Annotated in this window: 13 protein-coding genes and 1 pseudogene; 8 read left to right on the forward strand and 6 right to left on the reverse strand. The window is 51.9% G+C overall.

Annotated features, from left to right (window positions below; translation table 11 throughout):
- Window positions 1–35: 35 nt before the first annotated feature.
- Window positions 36–2048 carry a DEAD/DEAH box helicase gene (locus LAC65_RS02095; protein WP_224144819.1) on the forward strand — a complete coding sequence of 671 codons (2013 nt, stop codon included), beginning with the start codon at window positions 36–38 and terminating at the stop codon, window positions 2046–2048.
- Window position 2049: 1 nt separating this feature from the next.
- Window positions 2050–3300, forward strand: coding sequence for a GIY-YIG nuclease family protein (locus LAC65_RS02100; protein WP_224144820.1), 1251 nt, complete (start codon window positions 2050–2052; stop codon window positions 3298–3300).
- 208 nt (window positions 3301–3508) lie between these two features.
- On the opposite strand, the gene LAC65_RS02105 is transcribed toward LAC65_RS02100, so the two are convergent.
- Window positions 3509–4474 carry a hypothetical protein gene (locus LAC65_RS02105; protein WP_224144821.1) on the reverse strand — a complete coding sequence of 322 codons (966 nt, stop codon included), beginning with the start codon at window positions 4472–4474 and terminating at the stop codon, window positions 3509–3511.
- A gap of 74 nt (window positions 4475–4548) precedes the next feature.
- A protein-coding gene (locus tag LAC65_RS02110) for an IS1 family transposase (RefSeq protein WP_223429336.1) occupies window positions 4549–5246 on the reverse strand; the annotation gives its coding sequence in 2 pieces (ribosomal slippage) (window positions 4549–4997 and window positions 4997–5246; 699 coding nt in all).
- Between the two features lie 55 nt (window positions 5247–5301).
- On the opposite strand from LAC65_RS02110, the pseudogene LAC65_RS02115 reads away from it, so the two are divergent.
- The 3 genes and pseudogenes from LAC65_RS02115 to LAC65_RS02125 form a co-directional block, all read left to right on the forward strand.
- Window positions 5302–5496: pseudogene (locus LAC65_RS02115) on the forward strand (integrase core domain-containing protein); the annotation flags it as partial.
- A 418-nt stretch (window positions 5497–5914) separates the two neighbouring features.
- Window positions 5915–6292 carry a DUF1090 domain-containing protein gene (locus LAC65_RS02120; protein ID WP_039382393.1) on the forward strand — a complete coding sequence of 126 codons (378 nt, stop codon included), beginning with the start codon at window positions 5915–5917 and terminating at the stop codon, window positions 6290–6292.
- A gap of 110 nt (window positions 6293–6402) precedes the next feature.
- On the forward strand, window positions 6403–7449 hold the full coding sequence (locus LAC65_RS02125) for a DUF1176 domain-containing protein (protein ID WP_039382395.1): 1047 nt from the start codon (window positions 6403–6405) through the stop codon (window positions 7447–7449).
- A 316-nt stretch (window positions 7450–7765) separates the two neighbouring features.
- Here the strand turns inward: LAC65_RS02125 and LAC65_RS02130 are convergent, their stop codons facing one another.
- Window positions 7766–8446 (reverse strand): YecA/YgfB family protein, encoded by a 681-nt coding sequence (locus LAC65_RS02130; RefSeq protein WP_039382398.1) that lies wholly within the window; start codon window positions 8444–8446, stop codon window positions 7766–7768.
- A 226-nt stretch (window positions 8447–8672) separates the two neighbouring features.
- Here LAC65_RS02130 and LAC65_RS02135 point away from each other — a divergent pair, with 226 nt between their 5' ends.
- Window positions 8673–9170 (forward strand): RcnB family protein, encoded by a 498-nt coding sequence (locus tag LAC65_RS02135; protein ID WP_039382400.1) that lies wholly within the window; start codon window positions 8673–8675, stop codon window positions 9168–9170.
- Window positions 9171–9308: 138 nt separating this feature from the next.
- Here the strand turns inward: LAC65_RS02135 and opgB are convergent, their stop codons facing one another.
- Window positions 9309–11597: a phosphatidylglycerol--membrane-oligosaccharide glycerophosphotransferase gene (gene opgB / locus LAC65_RS02140; RefSeq protein ID WP_039382402.1), complete on the reverse strand. Its 2289-nt coding sequence runs from the start codon at window positions 11595–11597 to the stop codon at window positions 9309–9311.
- 192 nt (window positions 11598–11789) lie between these two features.
- Window positions 11790–12179: a tautomerase family protein gene (locus LAC65_RS02145; RefSeq protein ID WP_039382404.1), complete on the reverse strand. Its 390-nt coding sequence runs from the start codon at window positions 12177–12179 to the stop codon at window positions 11790–11792.
- Between the two features lie 127 nt (window positions 12180–12306).
- On the opposite strand from LAC65_RS02145, the gene LAC65_RS02150 reads away from it, so the two are divergent.
- Window positions 12307–13218, forward strand: a complete 912-nt coding sequence (locus LAC65_RS02150; RefSeq protein ID WP_104085563.1) for a LysR family transcriptional regulator — start codon at window positions 12307–12309, stop codon at window positions 13216–13218.
- Here LAC65_RS02150 and LAC65_RS02155 read toward each other — a convergent pair.
- Entirely contained in the window at window positions 13192–14211 is a 1020-nt protein-coding gene (locus LAC65_RS02155; protein ID WP_039382407.1) for a glycosyltransferase family 32 protein, read from the reverse strand. The two genes, LAC65_RS02150 and LAC65_RS02155, sit on opposite strands and share 27 nt — an antisense overlap.
- Before the next feature lie 415 nt (window positions 14212–14626).
- Here LAC65_RS02155 and LAC65_RS02160 point away from each other — a divergent pair, with 415 nt between their 5' ends.
- Window positions 14627–15577, forward strand: coding sequence for a beta-propeller fold lactonase family protein (locus LAC65_RS02160; RefSeq protein WP_039382410.1), 951 nt, complete (start codon window positions 14627–14629; stop codon window positions 15575–15577).
- The last annotated feature ends 479 nt before the right edge of the window (window positions 15578–16056 follow it).

Raw genomic sequence — 16056 nt, forward strand, 5'->3', positions numbered from 1 at the left:
TAGCAGATAACGGTACCAATGAAATTTAAGGACTAATGATGAAGAACCTTCTACATGTAGAGTATAGTCAAACGGGTCAAAGTTCTAACCTTAACTCAATGGGTATGCGTGAAATGCAGGCTAGAGCTTTTGCTGAGCGTGGTAATCAGTATCTTCTGATCAAAGCACCACCGGCGTGCGGAAAATCGCGTGCACTTATGTTTCTTGGCCTGGATAAGCTGGAACATCAAAATTTGAGCAAGGTGATAGTCGCGGTTCCGGAAAAATCGATCGGGGGTTCATTTCAAGATACCAAGCTCAGTGAGCATGGTTTTTTTGCTGACTGGGTTGTTAAACCGGAAAATAATCTATGTGTAGATGGCGGTGAGTCAGGCAAGGTCAAAGCTTTCCGGCGCTTTATGAGCAGTGATGACAAGATTCTTGTGTGTACTCATGCAACCTTGCGTTTTGCTTTTGAAAAATTAGCCGTGACTGATTTTAATAATTTTCTTGTCGCTATTGATGAGTTCCACCATGTATCAGCTGACGGTGATAACCGCTTGGGTAGCCTCATTGATGATTTAATGAAAAAATCAAGTGCTCACATTATCGCGATGACTGGCTCCTACTTCCGGGGCGATACGGTACCTATTTTGTTGGCCGAAGATGAAGCATTGTTCACAAAGGTCACATATACCTACTATGAGCAGCTAAACGGCTACCAATACTTGAAATCCTTAGGCATTGGCTATCACTTTTACCAAGGGCCTTATATCGACGCTTTACCCTCAGTTTTAGATGCCAGTAAGAAAACTATAATTCATATCCCAAATGTTAACTCTGGTGAATCCACTAAGGACAAGCATGGAGAAGTAGATGCTATTCTGGATGTTTTGGGAAACGTGCTAAAACGTGACACAGTTACAGGTGTATACCATATTGAGGCTAAAGATGGACGTTTGCTGAAATTGGCTAATCTGGTCGATGATAATCCCATTGAAAGGCCAAAAATCCAAGCCTACCTGCGTAATATAAAAGCTGCCGATGACATAGATATTATCATCGCGTTGGGCATGGCTAAAGAAGGTTTTGATTGGCCGTTCTGCGAACATGTTTTGACCATTGGTTACCGCAGTTCGTTAACAGAAATTGTACAAATTATTGGCCGTGCTACGCGTGATTGTATTGGCAAAAAACATGCGCAGTTCACCAACTTAATTGCCCAGCCAGATGCGCAGGATGATGATGTGAAATCATCGGTCAACAACATGCTTAAAGCTATTACGACCTCGTTATTAATGGAACAGATTCTTGCCCCCAGTATCCAGTTCAAACCTCGTTCGCAATGGGATGGAAAACTACTGCCACCGAATACCTTATTAGTTGACGATTCATCAAGCACACCTGTATCTCAAAAGGTGCTCGACATTCTTAATGGTGACAAGAATGAAATTATGGCCACGTTAATGGCTAACGAACAAACGGTAAAAGAAGCAATCAGTGAAACTACTGCTCCTGAGACTATCACTCAGGTGGCATTACCCGCAGTGATTCAAACTCTTTACCCTGACTTGACTGAAGAAGAACAAGAACAAATAAGGCAGGGTATCCTACAAAGCATGCTAATTACTCAGCAAGGTGGATTGTTCGATGGTGAAGACCTGCCAGCTGATGCTGTAATAGATATGGGAGATAAGTCTGGGATTGAATCTAATTCGAGTATTGTTGGAAAACAGTTTCTTAAAATGGGCGAGAAGTTCCTTTGCATCGACAATCTTGATATAGACCTGATTGATTCTATTAATCCATTTCATGGCGCTTATGAGATCCTCTCTAAATCAGTTACGGCTTCTATGCTTAAGACCATTCAGGAGGCTGTGAGTGCCAGTAAATCTCAAGTCTCAGAAGAGGAAGCTGTAATCCTTTGGCCTAAGATTAAACAATTCAAAAAAGAGCATGGACAAGAGCCATCATTGAACTCAAGTGACCCGATCGAAGTAAGGTATGCGGAAGCGTTAGCGTTTATACGTAAGATGAAACAGCAACAGATGGCAAAACAGGGACAGTAATATGATCCGTTTATCGACTAATCACCTGTCAGGTAAATCGACATTGGATAGCATCATTTCAGAGGACGATGAATTCGACCTGCTTGACGTGCAACCGCTAAAACCTAAATCTGGCTTAGTTAATCTGTATGGTCATAAATTTTCAGAAATCGTAGCGTATTACGAACAGTATGGTCGGCTTCCAACTGAAGGAAATACGGTATCTCTTGATGAAAAGCGCCTTGCAAGGCGCTTAAAGAGTATTAAAGAGAATCCGGATCTGTGTTTACAGCTAAGATCTAGAGATTTCTATAACTTACTTGAATCAAATAGTTCGGACTATATACATACCAACTTGGCCGCAGAGTCTGAATCACCCGCTTATATCAATAAATCAGAACTTGTTACCTCATTGGAAGACGTATTTGCAGATGACGATGACGAACTATTAAATTTCGATGAGCCTGATATTTTCAGTATTACGCATGTTTCGGTTGATAGAAAAGAGCAACCCGATGAAATTGCTCAGCGGCAGCCTTGCCCCGATTTCCAGCGGTTTGAGCCTCTTTTTTTTCAACTACGGGGTGGTTTAAAAAATGGCATTTTTTCCCTGGAACGTTTTACGCACAAGTTGAAAATTAGCGAAGGCGACTTTTTTGTTCTTAACGGCGTGATTGGTTACGTACATAGTGCTGGTGAGCGACTGCGTGAGTACAGTACTTATAATGCGCGTTTACACCTGATATTTGAAAATGGCACTGAAATGAATATGCTCTATCAGTCCTTAACTCATGGCTTAGTGAGGGACAAAGAAGGGCGTAAAGTGCAACTCAATGGTCAGAAACTAATACCTTCAGATGTTTCAGTTCTGTCTGGTTTAGTTTATATACTTGCAACTAAGAGTAAAGATCCAGCGCTCATACCTTATAAACAAAATTTATACAAAATTGGCTTTACTGAAACGACTGTAGAACAGCGAATCAAAAATGCTGAAAAAGACCGTACTTTTCTTGAGGCCCCTGTCAGAATTGTAGCTACCAGCCAATGTTTCAATTTAAATGCACAAAAACTTGAAGCCTTAGTACATGGCTTTCTAGCAACGCGTCGCCTTAATATTACACTCAAAAGTCATACTGGACAGGTTTATACACCGAAAGAATGGTTTAATGTTCCTCTGACTACAGTTCAGGCTGTAATCCAATATATTGTGGATGGTACTATTTCGCAATATCGTTTGGATAACACAACAGGCAAGATTGTAGCGAAACGTTGATAATTATGATTGTGTAATTAATATTTATATCAAAAATAGTCATTGCAGCTATTTTAGATGTAAATGATTATCCTGAACAGATCTTCATAAATTGCAGAGTATCACTGCGCTACTGTTTATGAAGGTCTGAACGCATTCTGCTGCAGATAAACCTAACCATCTCAAGCCTGAAATAATAAAATTGATCCTCTGCATAAGTTAATTGAGGTTAACTCTCTTTTGAATAGTTAAGCTCGTAGTAAATCGCCAATTGTCGCAGGCTTGATATTTCAAGGTTGATAACGGGTTTGCCAGCGCGATCTTTTCTTTCAGAGACATCTGGGTTTAACAAAAAGATACGAAAATATCTCACATTCTCTGTTGCCAAAATTTCTTCAACATAATGGCCGAACCGCCCTTTATCCATAAGGTTCTTGTCGATATATAGACGAATGGGTTTATCGTCATGTTTATCGAAGAAGTGAATGAGAAAACCACGGCCATAGCGTTTAACTAAAGAGCCACCGCCGAAAATGACGCCTGCGTATTGGTTTGTTAGCCCTTTCTGAATATGCGTTATATATTCACAGAAATAAACCTTCCCATAGCTTTTGACTCTTAGCCTTAATGCCCTGAACTCGTCGTATGTAAGAGTTTCCTTGGCTTCTTGCCAAGTGTCTACCAGCCGCTGTAGCTGGTTAGTTCGTGTATAACGGCTCCACTTGAGAGCTCGATCGCTAGACAAATCATCGCCTTTGTCGGGATTGTTTACCTGTGAACGTGCTGGAAGCTGTCCTGATTTCTTTTGCTCAGGATCTTCATCATCAGTACAAGGATCGAAGCAATTGATAAAATCATTTAGCTTCTGCCAAGCTTTTCTTTCGTTGTAATCAGCCTCTGTCTCATCAGGCTGACGGACCTGATCCGTTTCCTCAGTAAATTGCATCCATTCACATCCCTGATGGTGGGGATGTGGAGAACGAAAATGTGCAACCTTGAATTTTTTCCCGTCTTCCGCTTTGACATGATAGTTAACGCCACTAATGGTGACGCTGCAGTTGTGATCGCTGCAGGAGAAAGTGAATCGTTGTCTGTCGTTCGGCTTTCTTGAAAAAAATTCTGTTCTTGCTTCATCAATCGATACACATCTTTCTAACTCATGGCAATAAGCAAAAAGTACTTTGGTCTTTGACATTTCTCCTCCATGATGTTTTTAGTAAAATCACTTTATCTTTATGAAATGACTGTTTTTAAGGTAATGACTCCAACTTACTGATAGTGTTTTATGTTCAGATAATGCCCGATGACCTTGTCATGCAGCTCCACCGATTTTGAGAACGACAGTGACTTCCGTCCCAGCCTTGCCAGATGTTGTCTCAGATTCAGGTTATGCCGCTCAATTCGCTGAGTGTAACGCTTGCTGATTACGTGCAGCTTTCCCTTCAGGCGGGATTCATACAGCGGCCAGCCATCCGTCATCCATACCACGACCTCAAAGGCCGACAGCAGGCTCAGAAGACGCTCCAGTGTGGCCAGAGTGCGTTCACCGAAGACGTGCGCCACAACCGTCCTCCGTATCCTGTCATACGCGTAAAACAGCCAGCGCTGACGTGATTTAGCACCGACGTAGCCCCACTGTTCGTCCATTTCAGCGCAGACAATCACATCACTGCCCGGCTGTATGCGCGAGGTTACCGACTGCGGCCTGAGTTTTTTAAGTGACGTAAAATCGTGTTGAGGCCAACGCCCATAATGCGGGCGGTTGCCCGGCATCCAACACCATTCATGGCCATATCAATGATTTTCTGGTGCGTACCGGGTTGAGAAGCGGTGTAAGTGAACTGCAGTTGCCATGTTTTACGGCAGTGAGAGCAGAGATAGCGCTGATGTCCGGCAGTGCTTTTGCCGTTACGCACCACCCCGTCAGTAGCTGAACAGGAGGGACAGCTGATAGAAACAGAAGCCACGGGAGCACCTCAAAAACACCATCATACACTAAATCAGTAAGTTGGCAGCATCACCCGATTTCGCGATGAATGTCTGAATGAGCACTGGTTCAGCAATATCATTCACGCCAGGAAAGTCATTAATGACTGGCGGCAGGATTATAACGAGTGTCGTCCACATTCAGCACTGAATTATCAGACGCCATCAGAGTTTGCAGCACGATGGCGGAATGGAAAATGTGAAGGTAAACAAACCGACATTACTAACTGATGGTTGTATCTAATACTGGGGGCAGGTCACTGAAATTATAATACCTTTAACTGCACCATGTGATATTAAAAAATAACTGATATCTGATATTTTTATTGTTACAGGGGCAATAGTCTGGACTATTTCACAGGTTTCTTAATGTCCTGTTATATAAAGGAATTTTTATATATCTAGGTGAATTTACATTTTCAATAAAAGAGGTTAACATTTCTTAATAAACAATAAGAATATTTGTTGCGAATAAAAATTTGAGGATGTGCGCAATACAGTAAAGGACTCTTATAGCAGCCCCATTCTGGTAACAAACCTGATCCCGATCAAAACAAGCCGCTTTTTTTCCTTGCCGCGTTGCGCTTTTAAGAATCTGTTAAGAACCCGCCGTATAATGGGCGTTTTACTCTACTTTCAGGATGAAACCATGAAAAGAACAGCGATTGCATTGATTACCCTGGCAGCAGCGCTCTCTGCCACCGCCGCGCAGGCTGCCGGCGGCTGTCAGCAGAAACAGCAGTCGATCCAGCAGGAGCTGGAGATGGCGCGCGAGTATGGCAATAAGGCGCGTATAAACGGGCTGGAGAAAGCACTGCGTGAAAATCAGCAGCACTGTACCGATGCGGGCCTGCTGCAGGAGCGTCAGGAGAAAGTGGCGGAGAAGCAGCAGAAAGTGGCTGAGCGCGAAGCGGATTTGCAGAAAGCGCAGGCCAGCGGCCGCCGCGATAAGATTGAAAAACAGCAGCGCAAACTCACTGAGGCGCGTGAAGAGCTGGCTGACGCGCAGGCGGAACTGACCCGCTAAGCGCTGAGCGGCAGAGGCGACATCTGTACGCCTCTGCCGCTGCAAAAATTCACTTCTCCTGCCTGCAAAAAATCCTCACACTGCTGCTTTATTCTGATGGAAAACATGGCATGAAGATACGGTTGCTGCTGGCGCTCCCGCTGCTCAGCGCCCTGATGGCTTCGGCGATAGCTGAAGAAGGCGTCTCGTTTGCTCACAAAGAGTGGGAACTGGCGTGCGATAACACGCTGACCTGTCGCGCGGCGGGCTATAGCGCGGAAGAAGGCGCGGGGGGATCGGTGCTGCTGACGCGGGCGGGCGGGCCGGATACGGCGACGCATGGCCGGGTAGTGCTGGCGGATACCGGCGATGATGACTCAAAGCAGGTCGATACGCTGACGCTCTGGATCGACGATCGCCCGCTGGGTGAACTGGCAAAGGCTGATAACGATGAGTGGACGCTGACCGATGCGCAGACCCGGTCGATTATCACTGCCATTAAAGGCAGCGGCAGCGTGGAGTTCCGTGGTGGTGCCGAGCCGTTTGATCTCTCTGCAAACGGTGCCTTTGCCGTGCTGCTGAAAATGGATGAGGCGCAGGGGCGCATCGGCACGCCGGGTGCGCTGGTGCGTAAAGGCAGCAAGCCGGAAAGCAGCGTGCCGCCTGCGGTGCCGCTGCCGGTGATTATCCAGGCCAGAACCGTTGAGGCAAAGCCGCGTCCGCTGACGCCGCAGGAGCTGGCGCGGATCAAGCCGGCGCTTATCGCTACGCTGACGGATGATGACAGCTGCGATAATCTCGCACCGGCGGACGATCAGCCGGAAGAGGGCGCAGAGCCGCCGACGCTGACCGCTGTGGATGCGGACCACGTACTGATCGCCGCCCTCTGCTGGCGCGGCGCCTATAACGAAGGGTATGGCTACTGGCTGATGGATCGCGCGCTGCAGGGTTCACCGCAGCTGATCACCGACTCCGGTTCCGATTATCACGCCGGGACGATCAGCGAAGCGCAGAAAGGCCGCGGCATTGGTGACTGCTGGAGTACCGCCGCATGGGTCTGGGATGGCCGCAGTTTTGTTCAGAGCAGCGACGCCACCACCGGCATGTGCCGCGCCATCCGCGCCGGCGGTGCCTGGCAGCTGCCGGTGCTGGTCAGCGACGTCAGACCCGCCCCCTGACTGCAGAACGCATGGGGCCAGGGCGGACATTATTGTAGGGGTCGCATTAATGCAATCCGGGATAAATTGGGCGTGATATCCGTAGGGGCCGCATTAATGCGGCCCGGGGTGGATTGAGCGCGATATTCCCAGGGGCGTGTTTATGCGGCCCGGGGTCAGGTGCGCGGTGTGGCCAGGGCGCCATAAATGGCGCCCCTACGGATATTGTTGTAGAGAGCGCATTAATGCGACGCGGGGTCAGGTGCGATATTTGTAGGGGCCGCATTTATGCGGCCCGGGGTGGATTAGGCGCGATATTATGCGGCCCCAACGCAGGTTATTTATTCAGGCAGCACTGCTTATATTTTTTGCCGCTGCCGCACGGGCAGGGATCGTTGCGTCCGGTTTTGTCACCGGCAAAGAACGGCAGCTGTGGCTCGGGATCGGGCTGCGCCATGCGCTCGGCCTGCCAGTATTCGTGCAGTTCCAGCGCCGCCGGGCGGATCGCCTCCATGCTCGCTTCAAATGCGTCCGGATCGAGCGCCTCGCGCGCTTCACGCTGCTCTTCGCTGCCGTGCAGGGCAATCGCCTGCAGCTGCGGCTGCAGCGCTTCAGGCAGCAATGACCAGTCGGTGTCCAGCGCGACGCCGCGCATATAGCCATAGCACCAGTCTTCGACCACGGTAAACTCCTGGCCCTCCATCTCCTGCAGGCCAAACAGCGGCTCAAACTGCTCCGGAAACTCAGCCAGACGCTCAGCAATATCATTGAGGTGCTGGAAGGTCAGCGTCATAAAGCGATCCATCTCGCGCTCGTTAGCCCATTCAGGGATATGCTTCTGGCCGCCCCACATCGCCACCAGCCACTCGCTGGGTTCAATATCATTCGGGCCGGAGAGCAGGGCGGTCAGCATCCCATCCAGCTCGGCCGTATCCACCACGGAGTGCGTATTGCCATACTTCTCCAGCATCTCATCCAGCCAGTTCAGCTCTTTTTCCGTTAACGGCCCCTGATTCATCAGTTCTCTCCTGCACGTAATATTCTGTACGGGCCGGGCCCGCATCTCATGGCGCGATTATAGCGGCATTATCACGATTATTTGCAATTTTAGCGCGCCTGAATCGGGCCAGGCTGAGGTATGCTGTGGCATGACGCGACGAGCGCCGTACGGCAGCGGGAACCATTGGCCCGGTGCGCTTGTCAGTAAATGGACATCAGACTATTCATCAGAGTGGGAATCACCAATGCGCAGGACACACCTAACCCTTTTATCTGCCGGCCTGTTTCTGGGCGCGCTCAGCCTGACGCCAGCCGCACTGGCAGCGGATGAGCAGACCAATAGCGTGCCGATGCCGCCTCAGGTACAGCAGCCGGATGTGCAGGCACCTGACGCCGCGCCGGTGCCAGACGCCGATGCGCCAGCCGATCAGGCACCGGTGGCATCAGGCGACGACGCGCCGGTTCGCCCGTCTAACAACGGCACCGGCGAGCAGCCTTCCGCCGCCAACAACTACAATCTGCATACCATCATTATCGACTACAAAGAGCACAAGGTTGGCGATGTGGTACCGGAAGAGTATCGTAAAAAAGAGTACACCATCACTGACTGGCAGGCGCGTCATCTGCCCGCTCCGCAGGCTGGTGCACACTGGGCGTACATCAACGCCAACTATATTCAGATCGCTGATGACAGCGGCAAAATCGTGATGGGCAAATCGGGCGACATCTTCTTTAAAGGATAACGCCAGCAGGCGGGCCACCGGGTCCGCCTGTTTTATTTCAGAGGCAGGAAAGATGGCCCCGGCCGTTGATGAATTTGGCCAGCCGACGGGTACTGCACTGCCTGACCGGTAGCCGCCGCCGCGCGACTGAGTCCGCGCTCAGGGGCGCGGCACGATGCGGATCTCCGCCATGCCAATGCCGAGCTTACGCGGCGCCTGACCGACAATATTGTCCTGATTCGACAGCTGCGGTGCCGGTGGCACAATCACCAGATTATGGCTGCCGTCGTGATGGCTGAAGTGCAGCGTGGTGGTGGAGAAGCTATCGTCCAGCCGCAGAGTGTGCTCCTCGCTGCCTGCGCGTACCGGAATCGGCTGCTGCGCATTGGCACCAAACGCGCGTGCGGTGATCACCAGATCGAACCGCGACGGCAGCGGTTCGGCATACTCAATATTCACCTCCGGAGCCAGATTGGCATTGGACCAGCGCCCCCAGCTCTCCGGGCGCGAGATGCCGCTAAAGCGCCGGATGCTGTGCGGAGCGCCCGGCACGTTCAGCACAAAGCTGTCGGCATCGTAGCGAATGTCATTATCCTCAATGCGGATCTGCTGCTGGTTGAGCCGCCAGGTTTCCGGGCTGACGCGCAGCGGCGGAAAGTGCGTTTTGCCGTGCCAGAGCGGCTGATCGATACGCACCACGCTGGGCTGGCCACCCATCTGGCCCATCGCCAGGCAGAGATCGGTGGAGAGCGCCAGCTCCGGCTTCCAGAGTCGCGCCATTTTGAAGCAGCGGTCGGCCCAGACAAATTTGTCGTTCGCGGCAAAATCGGCCAGCTGATAGCGCAGCGGCGCGGCATACTCTCCCTCCGGCAGCGGTTCAACCTGCTTATTGCCCAGCCGGAACAGGATCGGCAGGCGGAACGTGGCGCCGGAGAAGGTAAAGGTATTCTTCTGCTGGTCGATGGTGAACTCTTTCATGCTGGCCGGAAAATTCCACAGCTGCACAATATCAGCTTTCCAGCTGCTGACCTTTTTCGCCATGTCGTCAAACTGCGTGGAGAGCGACGGCGTAGAGAGTGAACTGCGGCCAAGTCCCAGCGCCTTGTCACCGCCGAGGATCTCAAGCACCGTGGCGCCGTTATCCAGCGTGCTGCGTGGCGCATCGCGCACCTCCGCCTGCGGCCGATCGCCGCGAATGACCATAAAGAGATCGCGGCGCGGCAGCTTCGTCAGATAGGGGTGGGCGGTATTGTTCATCGCCAGATGATCGGAGCTGACGACGATGACGGTGTTTTTAAACCACGGCGAAGCTTTAATACGCTCAATCAGCCGCGCCACGTGCTCCTGTGAACAGGCGACGGCGCTGAATGACTGGTTCATTTTGCCCTCATACTGATAGCTTTTATGCTGGCAGCTGCGGGAGATAAAGCCATCAGGATGATGGGTATCCACCGTCAGGGTAAACAGGGCAAAGCGTTTGTTCTGCTGCGACAGTTCAGCATACTTCTCAAACACCTCGTCCAGCACGGTGTCGTCGTAAAAGCCCCAGTTGTTGCGGTAGTCGGGATCGGCCACGCGGCTTTTCAGCTCCTGTGCGCCATAGAGATTCGCTGCGGCAAAGCCGTGCGAAAGCAGAAAGGTATCTTTGCCGGCAAAGCGCAGATCGGCGCCCTGAATAAACCAGTTTTCATAGCCGCTGTTTTTGAGAATATCGCCGAGGCAGAGACTCTGCGGATAGAAGCTGGAGAGCGCGGCTGAGGCGTTGCCGTCAAAGGGCGCAAACAGCGGGATACCGCACTGTGAGGCGACCATGCCGGCAATGGTATAGTCAGTGCCCGGAAGCTGCGCGGTATTGCTGAAATCCAGACTCTGCGCCTGTTCACGGCTCAGCTCTGGCGCCAGGTCGGGAAAAGCCTGCTGATTTAAATAGGTGCGTTCCAGACTTTCGCCGTAGATATAGACCAGGTTGAGCCCCGGCTGTTCAATACGGTTCTGCGGCGTGATGTACCAGGCGGCGAAATCGGAGTCGCCCGCGTGCGCGTGCGACGCAATCAGCTCTTTAACCTGACGAAACGCCGGCGTGGTCTGCACCGAGCCGGCGGCACAGGCGATCGCCAGCAGGCTCCAGCCGAGATGATGCGGACGTTTATGGCGGCGCAAAATCCATGAAAGAAAGCAGAACAGCAGAAACAGCACCATAATCAGCCCGATAGCGGGCACCACATATTTACTGATGCCGGCGCCGGTCAGGCTGTTGGTCAGCGTGTAGATCACCGCATCGTTGATGCCGTCACCGGTAAAATAGTTGCTGGCGAACAGCGTCGCATTCAGCACAATAAACAGCGTCAGCAGCAGCAGCATCAGGCTGAACCAGAAGGTATTGCGTCCGGCTTTACAGGCGTAAATGATGATGGCGGTCAGAAACAGCACGATTGAAAGCAATGCCAACGGCAAATCCTCACGATAAATGAATAGCGCAGCGCCAGCGGCCGCGCGCCCTCTTCAGGGGGTTTGCGTCAATCTATATTGGCTGTCACCGGGCTGCAACCTGTCCGGCGGGATTTGTGCGGTACATTCGGAATCGTGCCGCCAGGCGGGATGATAAGCGCGGCGGCGGTAGCGTATCGGGCAGACTGTGGCTTATAACGCACCGGTAAGATACTGCGCTTCACCGTGTGCAAAGCTCCAGTCACCTTTGCTGTTGATGATAAAACTTATCATCAGATCGTGGCCCTGCACGCCACAGCTTTCACGCAGCTCGCGCGCCAGTTCTGCCATAAAACAGCTTTTTTGCGCCTCACTGCGCGGGCTGGTGTAGACCCGCACCATCACCAGATTATCCGTGCGCGAAAAGCCCAGTCCGGTATCCTGGAAAACCATCTGATAAGCTTTGTTTTCATGAACAATCTGATAGCGGTCGCGCTCAGGCACGCCGAACGCAGTCAGGACGGCGCGATGGGCGGCATCCAGTAACGTTCGAACTTCAGCCTCGGAGCGGCCCTGAATCAGATCGAAAGTGAGTAATGGCATTGGTAAACCCTCGCAGTAGTGGCGTAAAAGTCGCATAAGTGAGGCTATGCTGCCCGCTGCGCGCGCAAAGAAAAAGCGACTGCGATAAAATGATTGTTCACTATTTTGAACAATGGCGGGTAAGTCGATGAAAACCGAAGCGCTCTGGACACATCTTTACTGGCTGACGGTACTGGCGGAGCAGGGCAGTTTTACCCGCGCCGCTGAGCGGCTGGATGTCAGTAAAGCGGCAGTGAGTCAGAAAATTAAAGAGCTGGAAGCGCTGACCGGGGTTGCTCTGGTTCAGCGCACCACGCGCAGCGTGCGGCTGACGTCAGCCGGTGAGCAGCTGGCTGGCGAGCTGCGTGAGCCCTTTACCCGGATAGCGGAAAGCGTTTATCGCGTGCGCGATGAGGCGGGGCCGGTACGCGGGCAGGTACGCATCAGCGCGCCGGTGGCGTTTGCCCGGCAGCAGCTGGTGCCGATTATCGGCGATTTTCTGCGCGAATATCCGCAGGTGCGCCTGCAGCTGGATGTGACTGACCGCCTGGTGTCACTCGGCGGGGAAGGGTTTGATCTCGCTATCCGCCACAGTCAGTCGCTGCCGGAAACGCACGTCGCGCTGCCTCTATGCGCCACGCGCGCGCTGCTGGTGGCTTCCCCCGCATATCTGGCACAGCACGGCGTGCCGCAGACGCCGGAGGCGCTGCTTCAGCATAACTGCCTGTGGTATCCGCGCGGTCCTGATGCGCCGCAGTGGCGCTTTCAGTCGCATCAGGGCGGCGAAACGCTGACGGTAAAAATTCAGGGAAATTTCGCCACCAATAACAGCGAGTCGATTCGGGACGCCGCGCTGCAGGGAGCAGGCATTGCCATGCTGCCCGATTTCAGCGCCCGCGCAGCGCTGGAAAGCGGCGCGCTGCAGCCGGTGCTCTCATCGTGGCAGGCTGTCGACGCCTTTGCCGACCGCCTCTGGGTGGTGCGCCCTTACGCGGCACAGGTGCCGCGTGCGGTGACGACCTTCATTCACTGGCTACGCGCTCGCTTTGTTAACGGGTGAGTGCAGCGCCACGCTGAGCGGTGCAGCAGGCTGCATCATTGCGCCCAGCAGGCTGCTGCGGTTGTAGTTTCCCAGACGCAGGTTAAAGTCGAGATGCAGCTGTGCGTGACCATCCAGCTTAATAACCGGCGGCGGCGTATGCGGGCGCTGATGAAACAGAATGGCATGCGTAAAGGCGTCGCTTTTCCAGTTGTTCAGGCGCTGATAGTAAAAGGCGCTGGCTTCGCATTTACGCAGAAAGAGATTAACGCGGCGATATTCACGCATGGCCGCCTGCTGCGCCAGCGCACCCGGCTGCTGTGCCGGTTCAGCGATTCTCTGCGTCAGCAGCGAAAAGTCATCACGCTTGCGCATTTCGTTAAAGAAGCTCTGCTCACCCTGATGCTTGATGGGCGCATACTGCTTCTGCCATTCGCGAATAAAAGGATTATTTGGCGCAGCAGCAAGAAACCAGTTCTCAATAACAGGCGCGAGATAATTCAGCGTTGAGCGTTCGCAATAATAGCCGATCACATCCATCGGGCGTTCCTGATGGGCGCTGTGTACCCAGCTCAGATCTTCAAACAGCAGCGCAGCGCAGTCGATAGCGATGCCGCCGTAGCGTAATAACAGCTCAAGCCTGATCACTTCGCTTTTCTGCTGCGCCGTTAATTGCGCTGAGGTAAATATAAAATCGGGCAGGACTTCTTTTACAGAATATTTATTTAACAGGTGAACGCTGTGGTCAGGATTATCGCGGCGTATTTTAGCAATATTCGCCTGTAACGATTTTGGTAAATATTCTGTATCCCAGTACAGCCATACTTTTTTCGGGATATCTGGCAACGTCTTCTCACCAGAAAGTAACACGATATTGTCCTCTTCGCTGGGATCATACTCCGGCGCGCAGAGCGCATTATGCTGTTTTTTCTGCAGTAATGACTGACCGGTAAACGCTATTCTTTTCCAGTTGTGCCAGAGCGCGCGCGCCGGCTGAAGACGTTTTTTTGACATGATGCACCTGATTATTGTGATTATGGGCAAGGAGTCCCTGATGCTGGCGCCTTAGGCGCTCTTATGTTTCCTTACGGGGGCTGTGTGTAAAAGTATTACAATGAGCTTAATAAAACATTCTTCGCGATTGCGCTAATACTTTTTTTCTCTTTCAGATAAAGCGGAAAATGAAGCAGCCGTTATCAATAAAAGTTTAACAAAATAACAGCGTGACGAATTTCACAGTTTAATTTTCCCCGCCAGGATTAATCCTAAGATCGTTCTCTGCGTGCAGCCTGAAGTGCAGGAATGTGAAAATTGCAGTGAGAAGTGAACGTTTATCCCTGCTGGATTTTAGTCTGGTATCAGCGCGAAATTTACCTTCGTCATACAGCTTAGCTACGCTTTAGTCAGGCATTCTGTTTAAGGAGTGATTATGCAGTCATCTGCCCGCGGTCTGATAGCCGTTGATAAACAGGGGAACCGGGTGCTGTTTCTGCATCCGGAAAGCTTTGCCGTTGAGCAGGAGCTGAATGCGTTTCCGCCGCGCCCGCACGAGCTGCTGATGCTGCCCGCACTGGAAAAAGCCTATGTCCCGCTCTATGGCGGCGGCGTACACGGCGCTAACCCTTATCCCGGGCATAAAGTCGCTGTTATCGATCTGCGTCAGCGCCGGATCAGCGGCTTTATCGACCTTACGCCACTGCAGTCGCCACACAGCGGACAGCTGGGGCGCGACGGTAAAGTCTATCTCTGCTGTGAAAACAGCGCGGCGGTTGCGGTCATCGATCCGCACACCGATCGCGTAGAGAAAACCATACCGCTGCCTTCGCATAACGCCCACCGGCTGACGCTCTCCCCCAGCGGACGCAAGCTGTTTACGGAAAATGAAGAGGACGCCAGCATCACAGTAATCGATTTATGTGAGGCAGAAGGCCGCGTCATTGATAACATTCTGCTGCCTGGTCCGATAGCCGGTATTGCTGCCTCGCCCAGACATCCTTATCTGGTCGCCAGCGCCGCCGACGCACCGCTGCTTTATGTGATCGATCGGCAGAGCCACCGGGTCCGGCAGCGTATTACGCTGGCCGGCCACCAGCAGCCCTGCCAGGTTGTGCGGTTCAGTGCCAGTGGCGAACGGCTGGTTGCGATTGGGCATGATGAATCACTGATTACGCTGTTTGACGATCTGCTTAATCCCTCAGGTACTCTGCGCGTAGGGTGCCGGCCAAGGGATGGCTGTTTCAGTGAGGATAACCGCACGCTGCTTATCGCGAATGAAGGCGATGGGTCGTTAAGCGTTATCGATCTGGCGCAGCGAAAGGTGATAGCCACACCGCAGGCGGGCACAGGCTGTGAGGCGTTAAGTTATTTTACGCTGAGCTGAGGCAGCCGCTGTCATTTCATTGTCATCTGCAGGTGGCATAAAGGCGGCGCGTCAGCAGGCACGGTGCAGCTATTGATAAGTTACTGATACCCGTTGCTGCGTTTTAATACGGCTTTTGCTTAATTAAAACGCATGCAATTACCTGAATTCTCGTGTTTTTTTGGTATCAGTCACGGAGGATAGTCAAAATAATCTAACTAATTTTCATTTTGCCGCTTGATTTATCTACGCGCGTAGATAGACTGTCTCCCCAGTGATAACTCACGGTGCCAGACGCGGCTACGGCCCTGAAATGACCATGTTACATTTGCTGTGCTAATACGATCGGTGAATTAAACACCGGCGAAACGCAGCAGAGAGATGAATTCCAACACCAGGGAATTCCTTACTGATCTTTCAGGATTTGCCTGTCGAACGTCGTCACCGGGACGTTCTGCTTGCTTAAGCAAGGGAACAGACCCATGGAAGGGCGTTTACTG

Source organism: Pantoea eucrina (assembly GCF_020079945.1).
GTDB lineage: Bacteria > Pseudomonadota > Gammaproteobacteria > Enterobacterales > Enterobacteriaceae > Pantoea > Pantoea eucrina.

Excerpts from the sequence above, each read along its gene's own strand:
- LAC65_RS02125 (WP_039382395.1), top strand. The coding sequence starts at position 6,403 with ATGAAGATACGGTTGCTGCTGGCGCTCCCGCTGCTCAGCGCCCTGATG.
- LAC65_RS02130 (WP_039382398.1), bottom strand. The coding sequence starts at position 8,446 with ATGAATCAGGGGCCGTTAACGGAAAAAGAGCTGAACTGGCTGGATGAG.
- LAC65_RS02105 (WP_224144821.1), bottom strand. The coding sequence starts at position 4,474 with ATGTCAAAGACCAAAGTACTTTTTGCTTATTGCCATGAGTTAGAAAGA.
- LAC65_RS02145 (WP_039382404.1), bottom strand. The coding sequence starts at position 12,179 with ATGCCATTACTCACTTTCGATCTGATTCAGGGCCGCTCCGAGGCTGAA.
- LAC65_RS02155 (WP_039382407.1), bottom strand. The coding sequence starts at position 14,211 with ATGTCAAAAAAACGTCTTCAGCCGGCGCGCGCGCTCTGGCACAACTGG.
- LAC65_RS02095 (WP_224144819.1), top strand. The coding sequence starts at position 36 with ATGATGAAGAACCTTCTACATGTAGAGTATAGTCAAACGGGTCAAAGT.
- LAC65_RS02160 (WP_039382410.1), top strand. The coding sequence starts at position 14,627 with ATGCAGTCATCTGCCCGCGGTCTGATAGCCGTTGATAAACAGGGGAAC.
- LAC65_RS02120 (WP_039382393.1), top strand. The coding sequence starts at position 5,915 with ATGAAAAGAACAGCGATTGCATTGATTACCCTGGCAGCAGCGCTCTCT.
- LAC65_RS02135 (WP_039382400.1), top strand. The coding sequence starts at position 8,673 with ATGCGCAGGACACACCTAACCCTTTTATCTGCCGGCCTGTTTCTGGGC.
- LAC65_RS02100 (WP_224144820.1), top strand. The coding sequence starts at position 2,050 with ATGATCCGTTTATCGACTAATCACCTGTCAGGTAAATCGACATTGGAT.
- LAC65_RS02150 (WP_104085563.1), top strand. The coding sequence starts at position 12,307 with ATGAAAACCGAAGCGCTCTGGACACATCTTTACTGGCTGACGGTACTG.